Source organism: Acetobacterium tundrae (assembly GCF_008086615.1).
Taxonomy (GTDB): Bacteria; Bacillota; Clostridia; order Eubacteriales; family Eubacteriaceae; genus Acetobacterium; species Acetobacterium tundrae.
The window spans coordinates 25,340-45,341 of record NZ_RXYB01000020.1; the positions used below are offsets into that span (position 1 = coordinate 25,340).

General features: G+C 42.5%; 17 protein-coding genes. 2 read left to right on the forward strand and 15 right to left on the reverse strand.

Annotation, left to right across the window (positions count from 1 at the left end; all coding sequences use genetic code 11):
- Positions 1 to 115 precede the first annotated feature (115 nt).
- The 6 genes from FZC40_RS13725 to FZC40_RS13750 all read right to left on the reverse strand — a co-directional run bounded on the left by FZC40_RS13725 (position 116) and on the right by FZC40_RS13750 (position 8,982).
- Positions 116 to 2,269: a HelD family protein gene (locus FZC40_RS13725; protein ID WP_148605321.1), complete on the reverse strand. Its 2,154-nt coding sequence runs from the start codon at positions 2,267 to 2,269 to the stop codon at positions 116 to 118.
- A 266-nt stretch (positions 2,270 to 2,535) separates the two neighbouring features.
- Entirely contained in the window at positions 2,536 to 2,799 is a 264-nt protein-coding gene (locus FZC40_RS13730) for a metal-sensing transcriptional repressor (protein WP_148605323.1), read from the reverse strand.
- Positions 2,800 to 2,841: 42 nt separating this feature from the next.
- A complete protein-coding gene (locus FZC40_RS13735; protein WP_148605325.1) occupies positions 2,842 to 5,439 on the reverse strand; it encodes a heavy metal translocating P-type ATPase in 2,598 nt (865 codons plus the stop codon).
- A gap of 130 nt (positions 5,440 to 5,569) precedes the next feature.
- Positions 5,570 to 7,588, reverse strand: a complete 2,019-nt coding sequence (locus FZC40_RS13740) for a M13-type metalloendopeptidase (protein WP_148605327.1) — start codon at positions 7,586 to 7,588, stop codon at positions 5,570 to 5,572.
- A gap of 150 nt (positions 7,589 to 7,738) precedes the next feature.
- The gene (locus FZC40_RS13745; RefSeq protein WP_148605329.1) at positions 7,739 to 8,227 is read right to left on the reverse strand and encodes a hypothetical protein; all 489 of its coding nucleotides are present in this window, start codon (positions 8,225 to 8,227) and stop codon (positions 7,739 to 7,741) included.
- Positions 8,228 to 8,238: 11 nt separating this feature from the next.
- Positions 8,239 to 8,982: a hypothetical protein gene (locus FZC40_RS13750; protein ID WP_148605331.1), complete on the reverse strand. Its 744-nt coding sequence runs from the start codon at positions 8,980 to 8,982 to the stop codon at positions 8,239 to 8,241.
- 331 nt (positions 8,983 to 9,313) lie between these two features.
- Here FZC40_RS13750 and FZC40_RS13755 point away from each other — a divergent pair, with 331 nt between their 5' ends.
- Both FZC40_RS13755 and FZC40_RS13760 read left to right on the forward strand, forming a co-directional pair.
- Positions 9,314 to 9,709 carry a pyridoxal-phosphate dependent enzyme gene (locus FZC40_RS13755; protein ID WP_420534740.1) on the forward strand — a complete coding sequence of 132 codons (396 nt, stop codon included), beginning with the start codon at positions 9,314 to 9,316 and terminating at the stop codon, positions 9,707 to 9,709.
- A 351-nt stretch (positions 9,710 to 10,060) separates the two neighbouring features.
- Positions 10,061 to 10,891, forward strand: a complete 831-nt coding sequence (locus FZC40_RS13760) for a 4Fe-4S binding protein (RefSeq protein ID WP_148605335.1) — start codon at positions 10,061 to 10,063, stop codon at positions 10,889 to 10,891.
- Positions 10,892 to 10,944: 53 nt separating this feature from the next.
- Here FZC40_RS13760 and FZC40_RS13765 read toward each other — a convergent pair whose 3' ends face one another.
- The 9 genes from FZC40_RS13765 to FZC40_RS13805 form a co-directional block, all read right to left on the reverse strand.
- The gene (locus tag FZC40_RS13765) at positions 10,945 to 12,402 is read right to left on the reverse strand and encodes an amino acid permease (RefSeq protein WP_148605337.1); all 1,458 of its coding nucleotides are present in this window, start codon (positions 12,400 to 12,402) and stop codon (positions 10,945 to 10,947) included.
- A 297-nt stretch (positions 12,403 to 12,699) separates the two neighbouring features.
- Positions 12,700 to 13,392, reverse strand: coding sequence for a putative quinol monooxygenase (locus FZC40_RS17670; protein WP_148605339.1), 693 nt, complete (start codon positions 13,390 to 13,392; stop codon positions 12,700 to 12,702).
- A 62-nt stretch (positions 13,393 to 13,454) separates the two neighbouring features.
- Positions 13,455 to 14,840 (reverse strand): uridine kinase family protein, encoded by a 1,386-nt coding sequence (locus FZC40_RS13775; protein ID WP_148605341.1) that lies wholly within the window; start codon positions 14,838 to 14,840, stop codon positions 13,455 to 13,457.
- Between the two features lie 195 nt (positions 14,841 to 15,035).
- Positions 15,036 to 15,509, reverse strand: a complete 474-nt coding sequence (locus FZC40_RS13780; RefSeq protein WP_186843827.1) for a hypothetical protein — start codon at positions 15,507 to 15,509, stop codon at positions 15,036 to 15,038.
- A 202-nt stretch (positions 15,510 to 15,711) separates the two neighbouring features.
- Entirely contained in the window at positions 15,712 to 16,299 is a 588-nt protein-coding gene (locus FZC40_RS13785) for a nitroreductase family protein (protein WP_148605345.1), read from the reverse strand.
- Positions 16,300 to 16,404: 105 nt separating this feature from the next.
- Positions 16,405 to 17,073, reverse strand: coding sequence for a class I SAM-dependent methyltransferase (locus FZC40_RS13790; protein ID WP_148605347.1), 669 nt, complete (start codon positions 17,071 to 17,073; stop codon positions 16,405 to 16,407).
- 199 nt (positions 17,074 to 17,272) lie between these two features.
- Entirely contained in the window at positions 17,273 to 17,773 is a 501-nt protein-coding gene (locus tag FZC40_RS13795; protein ID WP_148605350.1) for a GNAT family N-acetyltransferase, read from the reverse strand.
- Between the two features lie 160 nt (positions 17,774 to 17,933).
- Positions 17,934 to 18,560, reverse strand: a complete 627-nt coding sequence (locus tag FZC40_RS13800; RefSeq protein ID WP_148605352.1) for a DsbA family oxidoreductase — start codon at positions 18,558 to 18,560, stop codon at positions 17,934 to 17,936.
- Between the two features lie 295 nt (positions 18,561 to 18,855).
- On the reverse strand, positions 18,856 to 19,935 hold the full coding sequence (locus tag FZC40_RS13805) for a DUF3810 domain-containing protein (protein ID WP_243135823.1): 1,080 nt from the start codon (positions 19,933 to 19,935) through the stop codon (positions 18,856 to 18,858).
- Positions 19,936 to 20,002: the final 67 nt, after the last annotated feature.

Genomic DNA, 20,002 nt, shown 5'->3' on the forward strand with positions numbered 1-20,002 from the left:
TGATTGTCTTCAGGATTTTTTATGACGCAACTTTCTCCACTTGAAAATACAACTGACCGCGTTATGACTATTTTGTCGCGAAATATTATTTTGCGACAAAATAGTCCTTCATTTCCTAATCATGAAGCAAAGGACTCGGTTCTCCTTCGTAAAACAGAACCAGGCGATGCAGAGCTCGGGTGCAGCAAATGTAAAGCAGCCGCTTGTCAGCCTCGCTGCGATAATTGGCCTGACTGGCATCACAGATAAAAACCGCATCAAACTCAAGACCCTTCGACAGATACACCGGCATGATCGAAATACCCTCAATCGCTGCGACTGTATCATGGCGGATCAGATTGACCGCTATTTTTTTATTTAATGCCTCAAAGAGCGCGGTAGTATTTTTCTGGGTTTTTAAAATCAGCCCAATCGACTGGTATCCGGCCTTCAAACACTGGCTGATTGCTTCACAAAGCATGTCAACCAAATGATTGGCATCGGGCGCTCTCATCAAAATCGGTTCTTCCCCATGACGATTAAAGCTTTCCACCGGGATGGCATCATCAATAAATTTAGTACTGTAATTCAAAATCTCGCTGGTGCAGCGATAGCTCTTATTCATGGTCACCAGCTCATTTTTTTTGCGGTTCAATTGGCGGGCGATTTGTTCGTAAAAGCTGAGATCTTCGTTTTTTTGAAGGGTCTGGTTGATATCCCCCAGAATGGTAAACTTGGATTTTAAAAACAATCGATTCAGGATTTCATAATGAAGAAAATAATAATCCTGGCCTTCATCGATGATCACCTGTTTGATGGGCGCATATTCTTTGGCGCCAAATAAGCGTAAGTTCAGGTACCCAAGGGCAACGGCATCATCATAGGTCAGGTTTTTCTGAGCCAGATTTCTTCTGGTAATGGTCAGCATTTTATCAATGCGGTCAGGCAGCTCAAGCCCTTCGGCCATTTTAAAAAAATAACCATCGTGCTCAAAAAGCTGCTGATAAAGATTGAACGCATCCATTTCGGCAAAGCGCATCATTTCATTGCGGAGCGAATTTTTAAGCGGGCCGCGCCATTTTTCGTTGATTGTTTCCCTGATCGCTTCTTCAAGATAGCCCAGTTTCGTTTTCAGGGGCGTGTCCGGATTGATCCGCAGGCGGCTTATTATTTCGGCCCGGGTAAAAAGCTGTTCACCTTTGTAGCTGATATTCTGGATCTTCATAAAGTGCTCGGGAATATCATCAATAAAACGATCCAGGATTTTGATGAAATCCGACGAGCCTTTAAACGCCATGCTTTCCATTTTCAACCGGCTCTGTTGACTCTTTGACAAAATTCTTTCCAGAAAAATGTTCTTTGTTTCAAATTTTCTGCCGATCAGATCCTTGAGAATTTCATCAAAGATCATGGTCCGCACATTTTCAGCGTCCAGCTCCGGGATCACATTGGCAATGTACTGTTCAAAGAGTTTATGAGGGGAGATGATTAAAATTTCCCGGCCATAAAGGCGATCTGATAAGCCCTGATACATCAGATAGGCCGCCCGGTGCAGAGCGATGGAAGTTTTGCCGCTGCCCGCCACGCCCTGGACAATCAACAGGTCGTGTTCCATATCCCGGATGACCAGATCCTGATCCCGCTGGATCGATTCCACAATAGTTTTCATTTGGGGGGAGGTATTGTTTGACAAAAGCTTGCGCAGAAAATCATCGAACACCTGCAGATCCGCATCAAAAAAATAGACCAGCTGACCCGCCTTTATTTCAAACTGCCGTTTTATCAGCAGCTTGCCCTCAATCCGACCGACCGGGGCATCATAAAAAGCATCGCCCGGCGAAAATCGGTAGAAAACGCTGGCAACGGGTGACCGCCAGTCATGGATCAGCAGTTTATAGGCGTTTTCTTTTTTCAGTGAATGGCGGCCGATATAGATGTGTTCGATATGATCCCCCTCACTGAAGCAAAAATCGATGCGGGCAAAATAGGGCGTCTCAAGAATTCCCCGGAGTCTGGTAATCTTGGCTTCCGTAAATTCATAAAGTGCCATCATATCGGTTACCGGATTCATCGACTGACTCAATTCAACCAGCGCTTCAAATCCATCGGAACCCCAGAGATTGCCCATGGAGTGGGAAGTGTTCTCGCGGATTTCATTTTTAGCCTCCTGAATCGTTTCCCGGTTTTTCTCATTCGCACTGATCGCGCCATCCAATTGAGCCCTGGCTTCTGCAATGGTTTCCTTCAGTCTTTCTGCTTCAATACCCCAATCTTTGTGTTTTTCATTCATTAAATATTCCCCTTTTTTACTGTCTAGCTTATCGCGTCCATATATAGTATTTTCTTATTTTATCTCTTTATCCGTTTCTTTTCAACGTATTTCAATGATGCATCGACTATCAGAAATCTACAAAGCTCCTTGTGTTTTCCACAAGGAGCTCAATAAGTTAAGGATACCTGACATCATCATTTATTTGTAAATTATTTGCTCCCAATAAAGTCTTTACCAATGTTGATGGACTTGCCAGTCCAGAAATTGACGGATATATAGAAAAACTATTTTGAGAGTTTATCCATGACTTTCATAATTTCTTCAATTTTTATATGGGCATCACCCTTTTCAAAAGCTTCTTCGACGCAACTTTCTAGATGTGCATTCAAAACCATACTGTTAATCTTGCGTAAAATAGCTTGCGTGGCCATCAATTGGGTGGATATATCAATACAATATCGATCATCCTCAACCATTTTAAGAAGACCGTCAAGCTGACCTCGGGCCGTTTTCAACAGGCGGGTCACTTTTTCTTTGTCTGCTTTCATTTTCTTTCCCCTATTTCATTTCCTGGTTTAACAGCTGAACGTTTATTCTTTTATCTCCGTCACAGAAACCGCTTCATAGCCTGCTTCATTAACAACATTCATCAGGGTCTGATCATCAATAGGCTCCTTCATCTCCAGGGTTGCTGTCTTATTTTCCAGATCGACGATCGCTTCTATGCCACTTAATGCATTCAGTTCCTTTTCAACTCTGGCTTTGCAGTGTCCACATGACATGCCATTAATTACCATTACTTTTTTCATGATTTTTTGTTCTCCTTCTATTTTTTTTGAATTATTTATATTTAAATCACTTTTATCTAAATCATGGGTTTGATTTGTTTCCAAATGACTGGGTTTGAAAAACTTTAATCTCAGTGCATTGGTGACTACACTTACTGAACTCAATCCCATTGCTGCAGCTCCAATCATGGGGCTGAGTTTCCAGCCAAGTAAACCGTAAAACACGCCTGCTGCAAGTGGTATTCCAATCATGTTATAGAAAAATGCCCAAAACAGGTTCTGCTTGATATTTCTCATAGTAGCTTTGCTGAGCTGAATGGCCGTTACCACATCCTGCAAATCACTTTTCATTAAAACGATATCTGCTGATTCAATGGCAATATCTGTTCCGGCGCCAATGGCAATCCCCACATCGGCTCTCGCCAGGGCCGGTGCATCATTGATACCATCTCCAACCATGGCAACCTTTTTACCGGTACTCTGAATGCTTCGGATCTCCCCTTCTTTGTCCTGGGGCAATACTTCTGCTACAACCCGATCTATATGGAGCTGTCTTCTGATCGCCTCTGCCGTTCGTTTGTTATCCCCGGTAAGCATAACCACATCAATACCCATGAATCTTAACTGGTCAATGGCCGCCTGACTTGTTGGTTTCACCACATCGGCTACGGCAATCAACCCCAATAGGTTTTTATCATCCGCAAAATACAATGAGGTTTTCCCATCTTCCGCGAATGTATCGGAAACATCTTTCAGGATATCCGTATTGATTTGATTATCATTCATCATCCCAAGGTTCCCGGCAATATACTGCTGTCCATCGATCATGGCTGCAATTCCCCTTCCAGAAATAGAAGAGAACTCGCTCACATCTTTTAATATGATATTATTTTCATTCGCTTTTTCCACAATGGCAGTCGACAAAGGGTGCTCGGAAGGTTTTTCCATGGATGCCGCAATTTCAAGAAGCTGCTGTTCGGTAGCACCATTTGCGGTGACGATATCCGTGACCTTTGGTTTCCCCTCAGTAATTGTTCCGGTTTTGTCAAGAACCACCGTATTGATGGTATGGGCTGTTTCCAAAGCTTCTGCCGATTTAATCAGAATACCGTTGGAAGCGCCTTTTCCGGTTCCCACCATGATGGCAACCGGCGTGGCCAGACCAAGGGCACAAGGACAAGCAATAACCAGTACTGCGATCCCGATAGATAGAGCAAATTCAAAGGATTGACCTAAAAGCAGCCATGTAATGATCGCGACAATTGCAATTGCAATCACCGTCGGAACAAAAATCCCGCTTATTTTATCCGCCAGTTTTGATATCGGTGCTTTGGAGGAACTGGCTTCTTCAACCAGTTTGATAATCTGGGCCAGGGTTGTATCTTGACCAATCTTTTGTGCTTTGAACTTAAAAAATCCAGTTTTGTTAATGGTGGCAACAATGACCTTATCTCCCACCTTCTTTTCCACGGGAATACTTTCCCCCGTGATGGCCGACTGATCGACCGAGGAACGACCTTCAACGATAACCCCGTCAACAGGAATGCTTTGCCCGGGGCGTACCAAAATCAGATCATCAATAACAACTTCTTCCACTGGAATTTCCAGTTCTTGTCCACCGCGAACAACGGTTGCTGTCTTGGGTGCTAAATCAATGAGTTTGTTAATCGCTTCTGATGTTTTTCCCTTGGATCGGGTTTCAAAATACTTACCAAGGGTGATCAGTGAGAGGATCGCTCCCGCTGACTCAAAATAGATATCCATGAGATACTGGTCCGCTGTGGCTAAATCCCCGACTCCCAGGCTAATCCCGATTTTGTAAATGGCAAATATCCCATAGACAATGGCTGCTGTCGAACCAATTGCAATCAGCGAATCCATATTGGGAGACCCTTTTGAAAGCGTTTTAAATCCCACCTGAAAGTATTTTCGATTGACATAAACAATCGGCAACAGCAGTAAAAACTGGGTGAATGCAAAGGTGATACCATTTTCAGGTCCATGGAATATTTCATCAATAACTACCGGTACCGGTAGACCGATCCATTCATTGAGCATGTGGTGCATAGCAAGGTAGAGCAGCGGAATGAGAAATGCAAAAGACACGATGAGCCTCTTTTTCATTTCTTTCGTTTCACTTTCCACCAGATTAACTGGCTTTTGGTTTTTCGCCTCAGCATCGCCCCGTGAAATAAATACGGAAGCATTATAGCCGGCATCAACAACTGCTTTAATAATTTTATTGTTATCCGTGATATTACTGTCATATTCAACGGTCATGCTGTTGGTGAGGAGATTGACATTAACTAGTTCCACACCTTCTAATTTTTTTACATTTCTTTCCACACTGGCAGAGCACGCTGAACAGGTCATCCCCATTACATTAAATTTTTGTTTCATAAGACCACTCCTAACCACACCCCTGGTGGGGTATAAAGAAAGAATACACCTGCTGTTATGATTTGTCAATATTTATTTAATTCCATTTAAATCATATTCTTGGAGATTTTAAATAAATTTTATACGGTGTTTATTGCGTTGGCTTTGTCTGCCAGATCGCCACCCGGTCACCCGGTGCGACATACATTTTATCGCCTTCCTTAATCCCATAGACATCATAAAATTCATCGATTGAACTGAGCACCGCATTGACACGCACCTGAGCCGGTGAATGCACATCGGTCAGCAAATAATTCTTTTCCAGATCCGGGGTCGAGAGTTGTGCCCAGATCGTGGCCCAGTTTGTATAAACATCTTTCAGGGTTATACCCTGTTTTTCGGCCACCGCCGTGACCGTGGTCAAGGCCCCCAGATCAGCAATGTTTTCTGACAGAGTCAGGGTGCCATTAACCGAATCGCCCGTAGAAATGGTATAGTTCCCATAATAAGCGATGATCTTCTGTGACAATGCATCGTAGTTTTGATATTCCGCAGCCGTCCACCAGACATTATAATTGCCTTTCTCATCATATAACGATCCGTTTTTATCAAAAGCATGACTGATTTCATGCGCAATAACGGTGCCGATCCCACCAAGGTTTTTGCCGCTACTTTGATTTTCATCAAAAAATGGGGTCTGTAAGATGGCTGCCGGAAAGACGATTTCATTATTGCTGGGATTATAATAAGCATTGACCGTCTGGGGTGTCATATACCATTGTTCCCGGTTAACACCTTTTTTATATTCATCATAGTCAAATTGTCTGGCGGCCTGCTGAAGTCCAATCGCATTTGCCAGATAACTGCCGCCTTCTGCCAGCGATGTCACCTGGAGATAATCGTCGATGGTACTCCACTGGTCCGGATAACCAATTTTTAAATCCATGGTGTCCAGCTTCAGGATAGCTTTCTGTTTTGTCTCTAGGCTCATCCAATCCTGATCGTTGATGATTTCTTTGTATTCGTCAATGATTGTTGCAACCATAGTTTTAACATCCTGCTTGGCTTTTTCGTCAAAGTATTTTTCCACATAGAGCTTTCCGAATTCCCATTCCAGAAACGTTTCCACATCATCAGAGGCCAGCCGCTGATCGGTTTTTTTCTCAGTCGAGCCAGACAGTTTCATTGCCATATCGAGTTTCAGATCGCGATATGCCGCCGGTGCATACTCAGCCAGATCATTTAAGACAACAAATTTTGTATATTCTTTCAAAACCGGCATATTTTCTTCTGTAAACATCGCATTGATCTGCTTTGCCGCATCCACTTCCTTTACAATATAGTGGTCATCGCTGGAAAGGCCCTGAGACTCCAAATATTTGTTCATGTCGATGTTTGAGTAAAGAGCCAGCAGATCATCATAGCTATAGGTATTATAATAGCTGCTCGGGTCATATAATTGCTCCGGTGCCAATTCCTGGGATGCCACTGTGCTGGCAAAGGCATAAATAGCTTTTGCATTTGTCTCGGCGGTCCCGCTTTCCTCACCACTGAGAACCAGCATATTCTGGATGTATTTCTGATAGGCATCACAATAGTCCTGCATTGAATTGTTTTCCATGTATTCTTTGCCAATTAAATCATTCATGGAATCCAAGCTAATCATCATCTTGTCTGAATTCATATCATCCTGATTATAACTGTAACCAAGCAGGCTGGACTCGCCGATTCCCGATAATGCGATCAGTCCATCCAGATACTCATCCAGATTCTGGGCGGACTCAATCTGCTCAAGATACGGTGTCACGGCAGACAGACCCTGAGCGTTGCGGTTGTCCATATCGATGGCACTGGCGTATAAATCGCTTATTTTCTGCTCACTGCTGCCCTTGGGATAAGTTTCCCCGCTATTTGACAAGTCGGTGATAATCTCCTGGAGTTGACCTGATGTTTTTTCGTCCAATTCATAGAAGTAAGTCCATTCGCCTTCAGTTGGCGGAATGGTCTTTTGCTGTAGCAAATCATAATTAATGGCGCCATAATAATCCTCCGACACACTTGGTTTAACCATTTTTCCGTCCGTTGAATTCGTACAGCCGGTTAAACTGCCAATTGTCAATAATAAAACCATGACCAGGACGATCTTTTGAATCCCCTTGTTGTTTTTCATTTCATCTCCTTTGTTATCTTTGGTTACACCTAATAAATTTGTGTCTGAATAATTTTAGTACAGGATGGGGCAAAACGTTTTCAAACAAAAACGTTCGCAGCATGATTTCCATACTGTTGGTTCACAACATACCGACATCATAAAAATTTCTCAATTTGATTGGACAACTCGATATCTTTTTACGATCTGATAGAGCATTAGTCCATAGAATGCCAGAATAAAACTGGAATTTCCCGGGCCAGTGTATATGCTTAAACTGAAAATTTGATTAACAATTGGCAGATTAATATTAAAATAAATGGGATAGCTAAGCAGAATTATCAGGGCGTAAATAGCACCTATCATATATCCCCCTACGATCGCTTTAGACTTATATTTTTTAAAACCAAATCCCAAAATAAATACACTGCTGCCAATAAACAGGTTAAATACAATGGGGAGAATAAATACCGATAAAGTCTGATAGAACATGCTGGCATTGGGTCCAAATGATAATTCATCCCGGGCTAAAAATTTTGTGTAGTTTAAAATCCATGGGAAGATGGTCAGATATAAAAATGGTGTTGCCCAAATTAAAAGCGTATAACCAAACTGCATCAATTTCATTTTACTGTTACTCTGATCTTTATTTACATCCATTGTCGCACTCCTTAATAGCTATTGCTATAATCTAATTCCATCACCAATGACTGGGATTCACCATTTTCATTGGTCAAATTTCCCGAGAAAATGGTTTTAGCATGAACAAAATCTTTCACCCGAAGAAACCAGGGACTGGGCGCGATTCTTTCTGTTTCATAGGCATTGGCGTCAGTTTCCAGATTCCATAGCTTCAGCTCATTGACAGCGCCATTTTCCACGCCAATGCCGTTCATAATACGGTAACCTAATTGTACATCAGTCAACTGGACCGTTGGATCAGTTATTTTCCAATTCACATAAACGCCGTCAATCCGAATGACTTTATAAATCCCTGAGTCCCCCATTGAGAACCCTATTCCCAGCACCACAGAAATCCCATTGTTTTCATCTGTCATGGGACTGCTGATTAGTGTCCCATGAGCACTTTGAACAATATTATCAGGAATGCTCACCACGAATTCCTGATAATAATCCTTTGCATCAGTAGCATTATTGAAATAAACAAGTTGGGAATCACCGCTTTGCGTCACCAATTGTTTGTCATCTTCTGAATTGATTTCAATGGTTTCACCGGTCGCTGCATTGACGATGGTACCCTTCCACGCAATGAGCTTCAGTATACCCGGGTCTTCTTGCCCCTGAAAGTCAAGATTTGTCTTATTTTTTTCCATTGTTGTGATTCCCGTTGGCAACAACCCCAAAATCAGAATTACGAGTAAAGCCAGAGATGTCTTTATTTTTCTGAATTTCAATAATTTATCTTCCCTTCGTTCTGAATTTTTAACCAATTCATTTTGTTAAAACATATATATTCCTCGAGTCTCCCTCTTGTTTATCTTTTTTCCTCTTATCATCCATTGTAAACCATCTCATCGCTTTGTTCAAGCATTATTCAAACTTGGATATTGTATCTTTCAGATCGTCTGATTCACAGTAAACTGCACCATTCACTAGATGAAATAACAAAATATCATAACGTTTACCATTCATTTCTGCCTTTTTATTAAAATGATTGTAAGTCACTTTATTTTTGTACTATAATAAAGGAATTCACTGATCCTATTAACAGAAAGGACTACTCAATTGCAAAAACTCATTTATAATAATATTTTAGAAACCATCGGCCATACCTCAATGGTTCGGATTAATCATCTAAATCCTAATCCGGATGTGAAAATTGTCGAGGCTCAACCAGTGCTTGGGCATTACATCCAGGGCCTTAAAAACATGGAGGAAGCTATTGTTCCAGCCCTGTATCAACCAGATGAAATTGATGAACATATCATGGTTGAATCGGAAATCGCCTTTGATTTTGCCCGTCAAATTGTCAAAAAAGAAGGAATCTTTGTGGGCATGAGCAGTGGAGCAGCCATGTATGCTGCTGCCGAGGTGGCCAAAAAAATTGATGCCGGGGTGATTGTGGTGATCTTCCCGGACCGCGGCGAAAAATATCTTAGCACCGATTTATTCAAGCTGTAAACCGTCACCAGCACCTCAGGCCAGTTGCCCAAATAACTTCAAAAAACCTACAACTATCAAATATATCCAAGCCATGTTTTCACCTTTGGAAAATAAAATTAAGCCTGAAAGATATCATCTTGATATCTCCCAGGCTTTTATCTTTCAGTGACACAGCTATAAACTGTGAGTTCTCTCTTGGTCTCTGGCCAGTAATACTGCAGAGCCATAGAGAAATTTAATCGTTTCTATAATACATTAACTATAATAATGTCTTTTAAGCAATTACTATTTTACATTTTCCTGCTATACTTGATATCAGTTTATCATGATCAGCCAATAAATATTTATCAATCTAAGGAGGCCCAACCGATGAATAAAAAAGAGTTGTTGATGTATGCCACAAGCTTTCTGGAAAGCCTTCCAGACAATACCATCTCAGCCGAGCTTGCCATGTCAAAAAATGTTGTGGGATTAAAAATTTATGATGCTCCGATTCTGGCAATTGGAAATTCACAGGATCCCTACTTCAGATTGTTCAAAGATGAAACAATCATCGGAAATCATTTTATTTTACCAGAAGAATGGTTGCCGGAAGCCCAAACGGTTATTTCCTTCTTCCTACCCTATACAAGTGACGTCCGGGCCGGCAACAAAACGGAGCCTTTTTGGCCCGCAGAAGAGTGGCTTCATGCCCGGGTTGAAGGACAAACCGTCGTGAAAAAAATGGGTCAGCATTTACAGTCAGAACTGGCGAAAGCCGGTTATCAAAGTGTCATTCCAACGCTGGATCCGCGGTTCCAAATCCGCAGAAGCACAGATCCGATTGAGCAACCATTTGCCAGCAACTGGTCGGAACGGCACGTGGCCTTTGTCTGCGGTCTGGGCACTTTTGGCCTGTCCAAGGGGCTGATCACCGCCAGGGGAATGGCCGGCAGACTTGGGAGTCTGGTCACAAACCTGCCGCTGACGGCGGATGAACGGCCGTATTCTGAAATATATGAATACTGCACCCAATGCGGAGCCTGCGTAAAACAGTGCCCGGTGGCGGCTATCTCAATTGAAGCCGGCAAAAATCATCTGCGCTGTTCCGACTTTCTCGACGAAACCGCTGAAAAGTTCAAGCCACGCTATGGCTGTGGCAAATGCCAGGTTAACGTCCCCTGCGAGAACCGCATTCCCCTGTCGCCGGTTTCGAAATAGGGCTTTTAACGATTGATGCCAGGCCCTGCGGCTGGTCAAACAAAATCGTTTTTTTATAACATTTCATTGGCATCATTGACCGCCGTTGCAGGATTTGCTATTTTTTCAAATTCTGGGACGTGCGCTTTCACCGTCACAGTGGACCGTTTATGAAGGCCGTTGCTATAATAATAAGCAACCAGGACGCCTAACCACAGCGGTCCGACAATAACGGCCACGCGCGTATCGGGACTCATGAACATGATGATGACCAGAATGACTAAAAAAACAATACTGATGTAATTGGAATAAGGGTATCCTTTCATCGGAAATTTTATTTTCTTGACCTGTTCAGGCGTCAGGGTTTTACGATATTTCATTTGGGCGAGCAAAATCATAAACCACGAAAAAACGCCCGCAAAGGTTGCCACACTAGTGACATAGGCAAACACTTTAGCCGGGACAACGTAATTAAGCAAAACACCAATCAGCATGAAACCAGCCGAAATGAGGATGGCGGTGCTGGGAACTTGAGCCTTGCTGAGTTTACCAAACATTTTTGGTGCCGAACCCTGCAGCGAAAGGTTATAGAGCATCCGTCCGGTCGTGAAAATACCGCTGTTGCAGGAAGATAATGCGGCCGTCAAGACGACGAAATTGACAATACCGGCGGCCGCACCGATGCCAAATTTAACAAAGGTCGTCACAAAGGGACTGCCGCTGGTTCCGATTGTCGCCCAGGGGTAAAGGGCCAGGATGACAAACATTGAACCGACATAGAAAATCAGAATCCGGATTAAAACCTTGTTGATCGCAGAAGGGATTACTTTATCCGGGTTTTTAGCTTCGCCAGCGGTCACGCCGATCAGCTCAATGCCCACAAAAGCAAATGCCACCATGACCATCGCCAGGGCCGGCCCTTTCAGGCCATTGGGAAAGAAACCGCCATTATTCCATAAGTTCGAAATTCCAATGGGAACGCCGCCGTTACCAAAGCCCGTGGTAATCATCACGATCCCCAGGATAATCATCACAACAATGGTCGTCACTTTGATCAGGGCAAACCAGAATTCAAACTCGCCAAAAGCTTTGACGGCGATTAAGTTCACCAAAGTCAATAAAACAACCGCAGCCAGTGCGGAAGCCCATTGTGGCACACTGGGAAACCAGAAATTAACATAAATACCCACGGCCGTAACCTCTGCCATACACGTTACAATCCACATAAACCAATAAGTCCAGCCGGTTAAGTAACCAGCCAGCGGACCGATAAACTCACTGGCATAGGCACTGAATGATCCGGCCACTGGATTTTCAACCGCCATTTCGCCCAGCGCGCGCATAATAAAAAACAAAATAACGCCGGCAATGGCATAACAAAATAAAATCGATGGTCCCGCCGTCTTTATCGCCATGGCTGACCCTAAAAATAGACCAACCCCAATTGCGCCACCGATTGCCATCATCTGAATATGTCTTTCTTCTAGACCACGATGAAGATCTTCACTCGAGACATTTTCTATTTCACTCATTTATAAATTCCCCCATTCAAATTTTTCCTTTGAGTATTTTATCATGTCTCTCCCGAAATGCCAATTGGATTCACTCTTTTACCGGTTTATTATTTATTTAAACGCGTTTCAATGGTTGTAATCGTCTCTTAAGTTAAGTGAACCTGGCACCGTCGGTTAAGTGTACCTCGGAAACTGCGGTAACGATCTTCTCCGATTTTGAAATCAAACGCTTTTTTGCCATCAGATAAAAAATTGAGTTCTTCCAAACGATTTTCGCTTCCCGTTTCAAAACGAAACAGTTGCTGCCTGGCAATGTCAGCTGAATATCGCGCAGGTATGGTATTTTTCGATGGAGACGGCGGTAACATAGGCTGCTTTTAATGCCTGCAGCATTTTGTAATGCGCTGTTTTCCCATGGGCTGCTTGCGCTTCACTGCTGACCCACATTTCCATCAGGAACAAGTCGTTTTCCGATTCCACCGGGATGTAATACTCGTATTTGATATTGCCCGGCTCCGCCCGGGATTCGCTGATGATGCCCTGCCTGCTAGCTTCTTCAAGGAACTCATTCCGTTTCCCCGGCTTGACGGTATAGCGGACATTGACAAGCAGACGGTCTTTCATTTGGCGGATCGCCTGTTGATAGCTTTGCACCTTGATAACTGCAAAGTACTTTCCGAACTCCTTTGTCCACATATCCATTTCGTCTTCGATAACAGCTGCTTTTTCCATGATGAATATTACGAATTGACAGTCGGTTTTTGCCATGCTGGGAAGCAACTCGGAAAAGCCCCATTTAACATCCTCCGGATCGTCTTCAAACCCATTTCTGGCATCAACAATAAAATTGCTCTGCGGATGCTGCCGCAGTAACTGCAATGCGAAGTGCGTCGGTTCCCTGTAATCGTTGATTCTCGCGAATTTTTTCCAGGTCAGCAAGACCACTTTGTCGCTTTCCATATACCGTACGTTACAAAATTCGGAATTAAATTCTGATTGGCTGTTCATATGATAGCTCCTCTTTTCCTGTTTCTACTTTATAAATGACACGATCATCCTTTTGTTCCCGATCAGTCAAAATAGATGCTGCCGCCGATGAATTCCCGCAATATTGAATTAAAAGGGACTTTCTCCGTATTCATTGGCTCACAGAAAGATAGAATGTTCAACAGGCGGTCCCGGGTCTGCGCATAGGGGCTATTATCCGCTATTTTATGAAGGGAGGCATCGGCAAACGTTCTCAATGCATTTAATTCGTAAAGAAGGCTCGAATTAAACATCACGTCCGATTCTTCCTGGAATTTAAACACGTTTTTATACTCTCCGCGCCGGACATTTTCCCATTGATCCAGAGTATCCTCGGGATCGGTACCGCGGAATTGGTCGCCTCTGACGATGCGTCTGATCAGTCGCACTTCGGAACTCGGCACTCTGTTTTCCAAGTCGAAATTTAATTGAAAAAGTGAGCTGAGGTAGACCTTAAACAGCATGTTCCGGTTGATCCCCAAAAACAATACCGGATTCAAAGCATGGATCCCTTCAACGACAAGTATTTCATCAGGTCCAACTTGTAGCCGCCTGGTTTGGGTGGAACGATAGCCGGTTATAAAATCATAGATCGGGGTTTCAATCGTTTTTCCCTCGATCAGCTCGGCCAGCTGCTGCTGCAAAACGGGTAGATCCAAAGCTTCCAGGCAGTCGAAATCGGGCTTGCCGTCCTCCGTAAGCGGGGTCTCTTCCCGGTTCACAAAATAATCATCCATCGAAAGCGTAACCGGCTTTAATCCATTCACACTCAACTGTGTCGATAACCGTTGCGCAAATGTCGTCTTCCCCGAAGAGGATGGACCTGAAATCAGCAGTACCCGCAAGGCCCGCTTCTGCTGCAGAATCATTACGGCAATATCGGATATCTCTTTTTCATGTAGGGCTTCGGCCATCCCCAACAGTTTCAGGCTGGCACTTCTAGCGCTATAGTCGTTAACATCATTAAGCAGCTCGATATTAATATTTTTCAGCCATTGCTGGGTCTTATCATACATGGCCGATAGTTTATCCGGCGGAATCAGCGGCGTGTTGAAATCGCGGTCAATGTCTCCAAAGTCAACAATAAAACCGTCGGCATAGGGAATCACACAGAAAGGATCCATCTGTTTAACGTTGGTTTCGCAGGGATAAATCATTTTAACTACATCGCCATCGGCCTGATAATAGTAGTAGCCGTCCTGATGCTTCAAAAAGTCAATCTCCGGATTTGTCAAAATCCATTCTTTTAGCTTCTTTTCAATCTGAGCGACTTCTCTGATGGAAATTGCGGAATTGGCAAACCGGCAAAACACGCCCTCCATAATTGAATAAGCGGTTTTAAGGGATTCTTGCGGAAAAAGCTGCCTAATGACAATGATCAATCCCAGCTTACAAGTCTGCCGGCTTTTAATCAGATGCGTTTCTAGCATCGCCCCACCTTCTTTCTTTATAATTTATTGTTGCGTGTTGAGTATTATATTCTTATGTCGCAATATCAATGTCGTCATGAATTTTCATATTCTTGCCGTCTAGCTCCTTCATTTTTGTTATAGTTCAGCCTCTATAGTATGAAATGATTGAGATAATGAGACATCAAGACCAAGTTAAGTTGGTGTTAGACACGGTCATAATGAAAAGAGGCTTCTTTGTTCATAGATGTCATCATATACATCGGTATATTCAATACAAAGATAATAGCCGTTAAGTTTTTCTTTCAATTGCGTCATTTCACTCTGTACAAGTATCCCCTGAATCAGGTTCAACTCGCATAATGATGCCAAAACATATTCATCCGTATGCTGGATAAAAACATCACAATTTAATTCAAAAGATAAAACCTGCCCTAACGGAATACCCACGTGAAGGAAGTCATCCTGATTCTTCAAAAGAACGATCTTTTGAATCCGCATGGGACCCATCCCTGCATTCTGTATACTTATTCTTATCTCTGTGTCAGTAACCTTATTATGGATGTTACAAAAAGGTCTGACGGTTTTGCGATTATGACTTCGGTCAAATGCCATTGTTAGTGCGGCAAAAGTGATTGCTCCTAAAGCCATGATCGCCGTTGTAATCAATAATCCGGTTGCAGTATCCAAGTTCCATACTTCCACTCATGTGTTTTATTAATAAGTATAGGAGCGGGCATCATTACCTGGGCATCAAGGATTGCCTCCAACTGTTCAGATACTACTTGTTGGTCCGTAAATCAGCGGGTACTCATTTCACAATCATTTTCATCGGCGTAAATCTGAAGCAGTTATCCGAAAATTCCGGATAACTGACACTTTCTCTAACCCATTATCCAATAATGTTTATCGTTTTTTCTTTGCGAATAGGCACCGGCGATGCTGCACCTTTATAACCGATCGCCGCCGCAGAACAGATTGTATATTCCATTGGGATTCCCATTTCAAACAGATATGACCGGACATCCGGATCATCCCGCAACCAATGAAGTTGGTTGATATAACAACTTCCCAATTCCAAAGAGTGAGCCGCAAGAAAAATATTTTCCATGGCCAGAGAACAGTCTGCCATGGCATTTTCGTAATTTGGCCGATTGGATGCAATGATCAGCGTTGGCGCCTGGTAATAAAAGTTATAGGTTTCTTTTTGTGACTGTTCTTTTATCCTCAGTTTCCCTGGGTAATCGTCATCCGGAATCCAACGCTGAAAGCCCTCGCGAACAAGCCCATTTAAATGAAGAAGGATATCTTTTTTGCGAATCGCCGTAAACAGCCAGCTTTGATTGTTACCACCGCTAGGTGCCCATATTGCAGCATCAAGGATTGCCTCCAACTGTTCAGTTGATACTTGTTGGTCGGTAAATCGGCGGGTACTCCTCCGCTCATGGATGCAAGTTAAGATTTCGTTATTGATACTCATATTATTTTCCCCTTCCATATTCTAAATTATTTGATCATTATTTCAGCATTCTTATCTTACAACAAACAATCACCACTTAATCAGTAAACCCAATGTCCATTAATGTCAGATTTGCATATTTTTATCCATATCATCCCCCAGTTTACGCTGCTCATTTTTTGCTAAGATCATTACTTTACTGTAATCACAATGGATTGTTTGGGTTATCTGAAAACCATATCGGGCGAAATATTGATCCTGATCACATTTTAGAAAGTCCTCAAAGCCTTTGGGTTCGGTTTTTTTAACCAGATAAAACGCAATTTTTTGAAGCCAGTTCACCGGTTCTTCCCATTCCAGAATCATTAGTTTTCCGTCGGTTTTTAACACTCTTCTAGCCTCGGCAATCATTTGTCCCGCCAACTCCGTCTTGATCTCGTGCAAAACCAACGAAATCAAGACGACATCAAATTTGCCATTAGGAAATTGCAGATTTGCAGCATCCATCTGCATCAGTTCAACCGTGGTTACCCCCGCTTGTTTTAGTTTAATGGCAGCTCTTTCTAACATTGCCCCAGAAATATCAATGCCGACAAGGCTGACCTTTCTTTTTGCCCTAGCAAGGGCGATGGCATTAGACCCGGTTCCGGTGCATAAATCCAAAACGGTTAAGGATTCATTTCCTATTGCGGAAATGACCGCATTACGGGGACTGGTGGCCGGCTTTCTGAAGTAGGTCCGATCCAGGATATCATAGACCTTGGCATTGTTTTGATAAAATACATCCGCTTCCATTTTTACCTCGCTTTCATATTTCAGGGTTGGGTTCTGCTGTTATCGATAAATTTAGTTTGTGATGATCTATCTTCTCACTGGAATGTTCATTCAAGAATATAACTTTCACCGTCGTTGCATTTTTGGCAATCCGCTTTTCTCTCAGATAGTGAGTTACTTGTTTTTCGATCCAATCTTGTGTATCGCGATTAACATATCTTTAAATCAGGTCATCCGCTAATTGACAAATCATCAGATATTCCTGTTCTAATTCATCAATCACCCTAAAGCCTACCGTCTGATACATTTTCAGGGCATAATTGTCTTTCTGCACGGCCAGCGACGCCCGCCGGTATCCCGCTGTTTTCAATCGCTTGAGCATCTGCTTCATCAGTTCGGTACCAATGCCTCTGTTGCGGTATTCCTGAACCAGAGAGATGGCAAATTCCGGTGTTTGATCATCCACATTTCCAAATCCGCTAATTTTTCCTGACAGTATTCGGGTCCAGACCGCGCCAACGATTTTACCATCGCATTCGACGACCAGGCACTGATCATTTTTCCGACCGAAATCTTCGATATACACCATGAGTTCAGGCTGATTGATCACCTCCCGTGGCAAGCGATTCTGTTCGTCACGCTGAAAAATGGCCTCGTATAAAAAATCACCAAGAAGTGATATTTCTGCTTGTTTTATTTCTCGAATAATATAATCTTTCATTGTTACCTCTCAAATTAAAGCATATTTTAACAACATTAATCAATCATCGTTACCCATCCTTTCTCACTGTTAATTGGTTTGGTTCTGGTTTTTGAAATGACGAACAAAACCGTAAATTTGCGTTTTTTAGTGCATTTTCGCTGCGAGAATGATTCAATACTTATTTTAACCCTTCAATCACTGCCACAAAAGTATCAACTGTTTGTGCGCCATTTATTGTCTCTTTTCCATTAAACAAGAAATATGGCACGCCATTTATCTGGCGTGAATAGGCATTAGCCTCATCTTGTCGGACCGCTTCTGCGAAAGCTGATGATTCTAAAATGCGTAATGCTTCAACTCGATCTAATCCCACTTCTACGGCAATTGACGTTAACACTTCAAAATCTGAAATGTTCAACGAATCAGTAAAATAGCTTTTCATCACGGCTTCGGTATAGGTCTTCTGCTTACCCTGATCCTTGGCATAATGTGACAACCGGTGGGCATCAAAGGTATTGGTTGACTGCAATTTGTCGAAATTGAAAACCAGATCCACTTCTTTCGCCGCATTGATAATATTATTATTGGCCGCTATGGCTTGATCCATGCTCATCCCATACTTCTTGGCAAGCAGTTGATTAATGTTCTCTTCAACACTCTTTTTTGCGTTCGGGTCTAATTCAAACGAATTAAAGACAATCTCGACGTCTGCAGTCATTCCTGTTTGCTCAAGGGCTAAGGCAAGCTTTCTTTCTCCAATATAACAAAAAGGACAACCATAATCTGACCAAATTTCTACTTTCACTGTTTTTCCCTATCATTCTTACCGCTGGCAAGACCTTTCACATATAATTTACGGTGCCTGGCACCGGGGCTTGATAATTTATTATATACAAGTTTGTTTAGAAAATGTAGCCCATATAGCTGATATCTGTATAATACCCCCAGATTACTGTGACAATAAATAAAATACCGAGGACCAAGTCACAAACACTTCTCACTTTATTTTTCAAATAATTTCCTCCGCAATTTCTGTGTTGATGCTATTAAATAGTGTGTTTATTCTTACATCACATTTTTCCAATTATAATTTCTCGTTTCTAATTTATTTTACTCAAACTTACGGACGTTCTCGAAAGATTATCTCGTTGCTCTGCCAGCAACAGATTTACCATTTTATCATAGCTACTCACACCCTCTGTCTGGTTGTTCGCCTTCAGATAGACATCATTGACACTCCTTGAAACATTTGAAATAATACCTTCATACTTGCCCCAATACTGCTCACTCTGTACCATGTCATGCTGCACCTTCTGGGACAAACTGGACTTTATCACCAAAGCCTTATCCGAATCAACTTTCTCGAGCAAAGATATGGAATGATCAAACGCTAGAAAAAGTCCACTATAAAGTATCATTGGTTCATCCTGCTGCGTGCATGCCAGATAGGATATAAAACCCGCCTCATCCTCTTGCATAAAACCACACTGATGTGCCAATTCATGGGTCATCGCGGCAGGTATCATGAAAACTGGCATATCAACATTGATATTAGCTTCCAAAGTAAAAGGGCAAGAATTACCTTGTATACCTGCACGAGACATCAGTTTTGACATCACCACTGGTTTTGGTGTGGAATATAAAGATCTCTCCAAAATAGGATACTTCTCTGACAACATTTGCAGCGCCAACACTGAGTGTTGTGCATAATAATCAAAATCATCTGGGGCTTGGACCAAAAGGTCAGTGTCTTCTCCCAGTTCCGCTCTTACCAGTCCCATGTCATCGGCAAGTGACTGACACAATTCCTCCAGTTCCTCCACACTGTATGTCTCCGCATGATATTCGGTATAAGACAAAAAAGAATACCGATAATAGTTTAATCCACTCAAAACAGTAAAGCAAAAATATATCATGCTGCACATCGCAACTATTCCCATCACACCACGATAAGATTCTAGCCTACGAGTCCCTTTACTGATGATAACCTTACGCACATAATAAACAATATATAATAGCAAAAACAACAAAACCAATACAACCAGCCATTCACTAACAGAAAACTTTACGAGAGAAGGTAAAAATCCCACGGCATTTGACAATGCCGGATAACCTGACCTACTGTATTGTTCCGCCCAATCCGGATGATTCTGAGCATATTTATTAAGTATATATGCCACAACTCCAGGTATGATAAACAGCAATCGTTTAGATAAATACTTTTTAATAATGCTCTCCTTCTGTTAA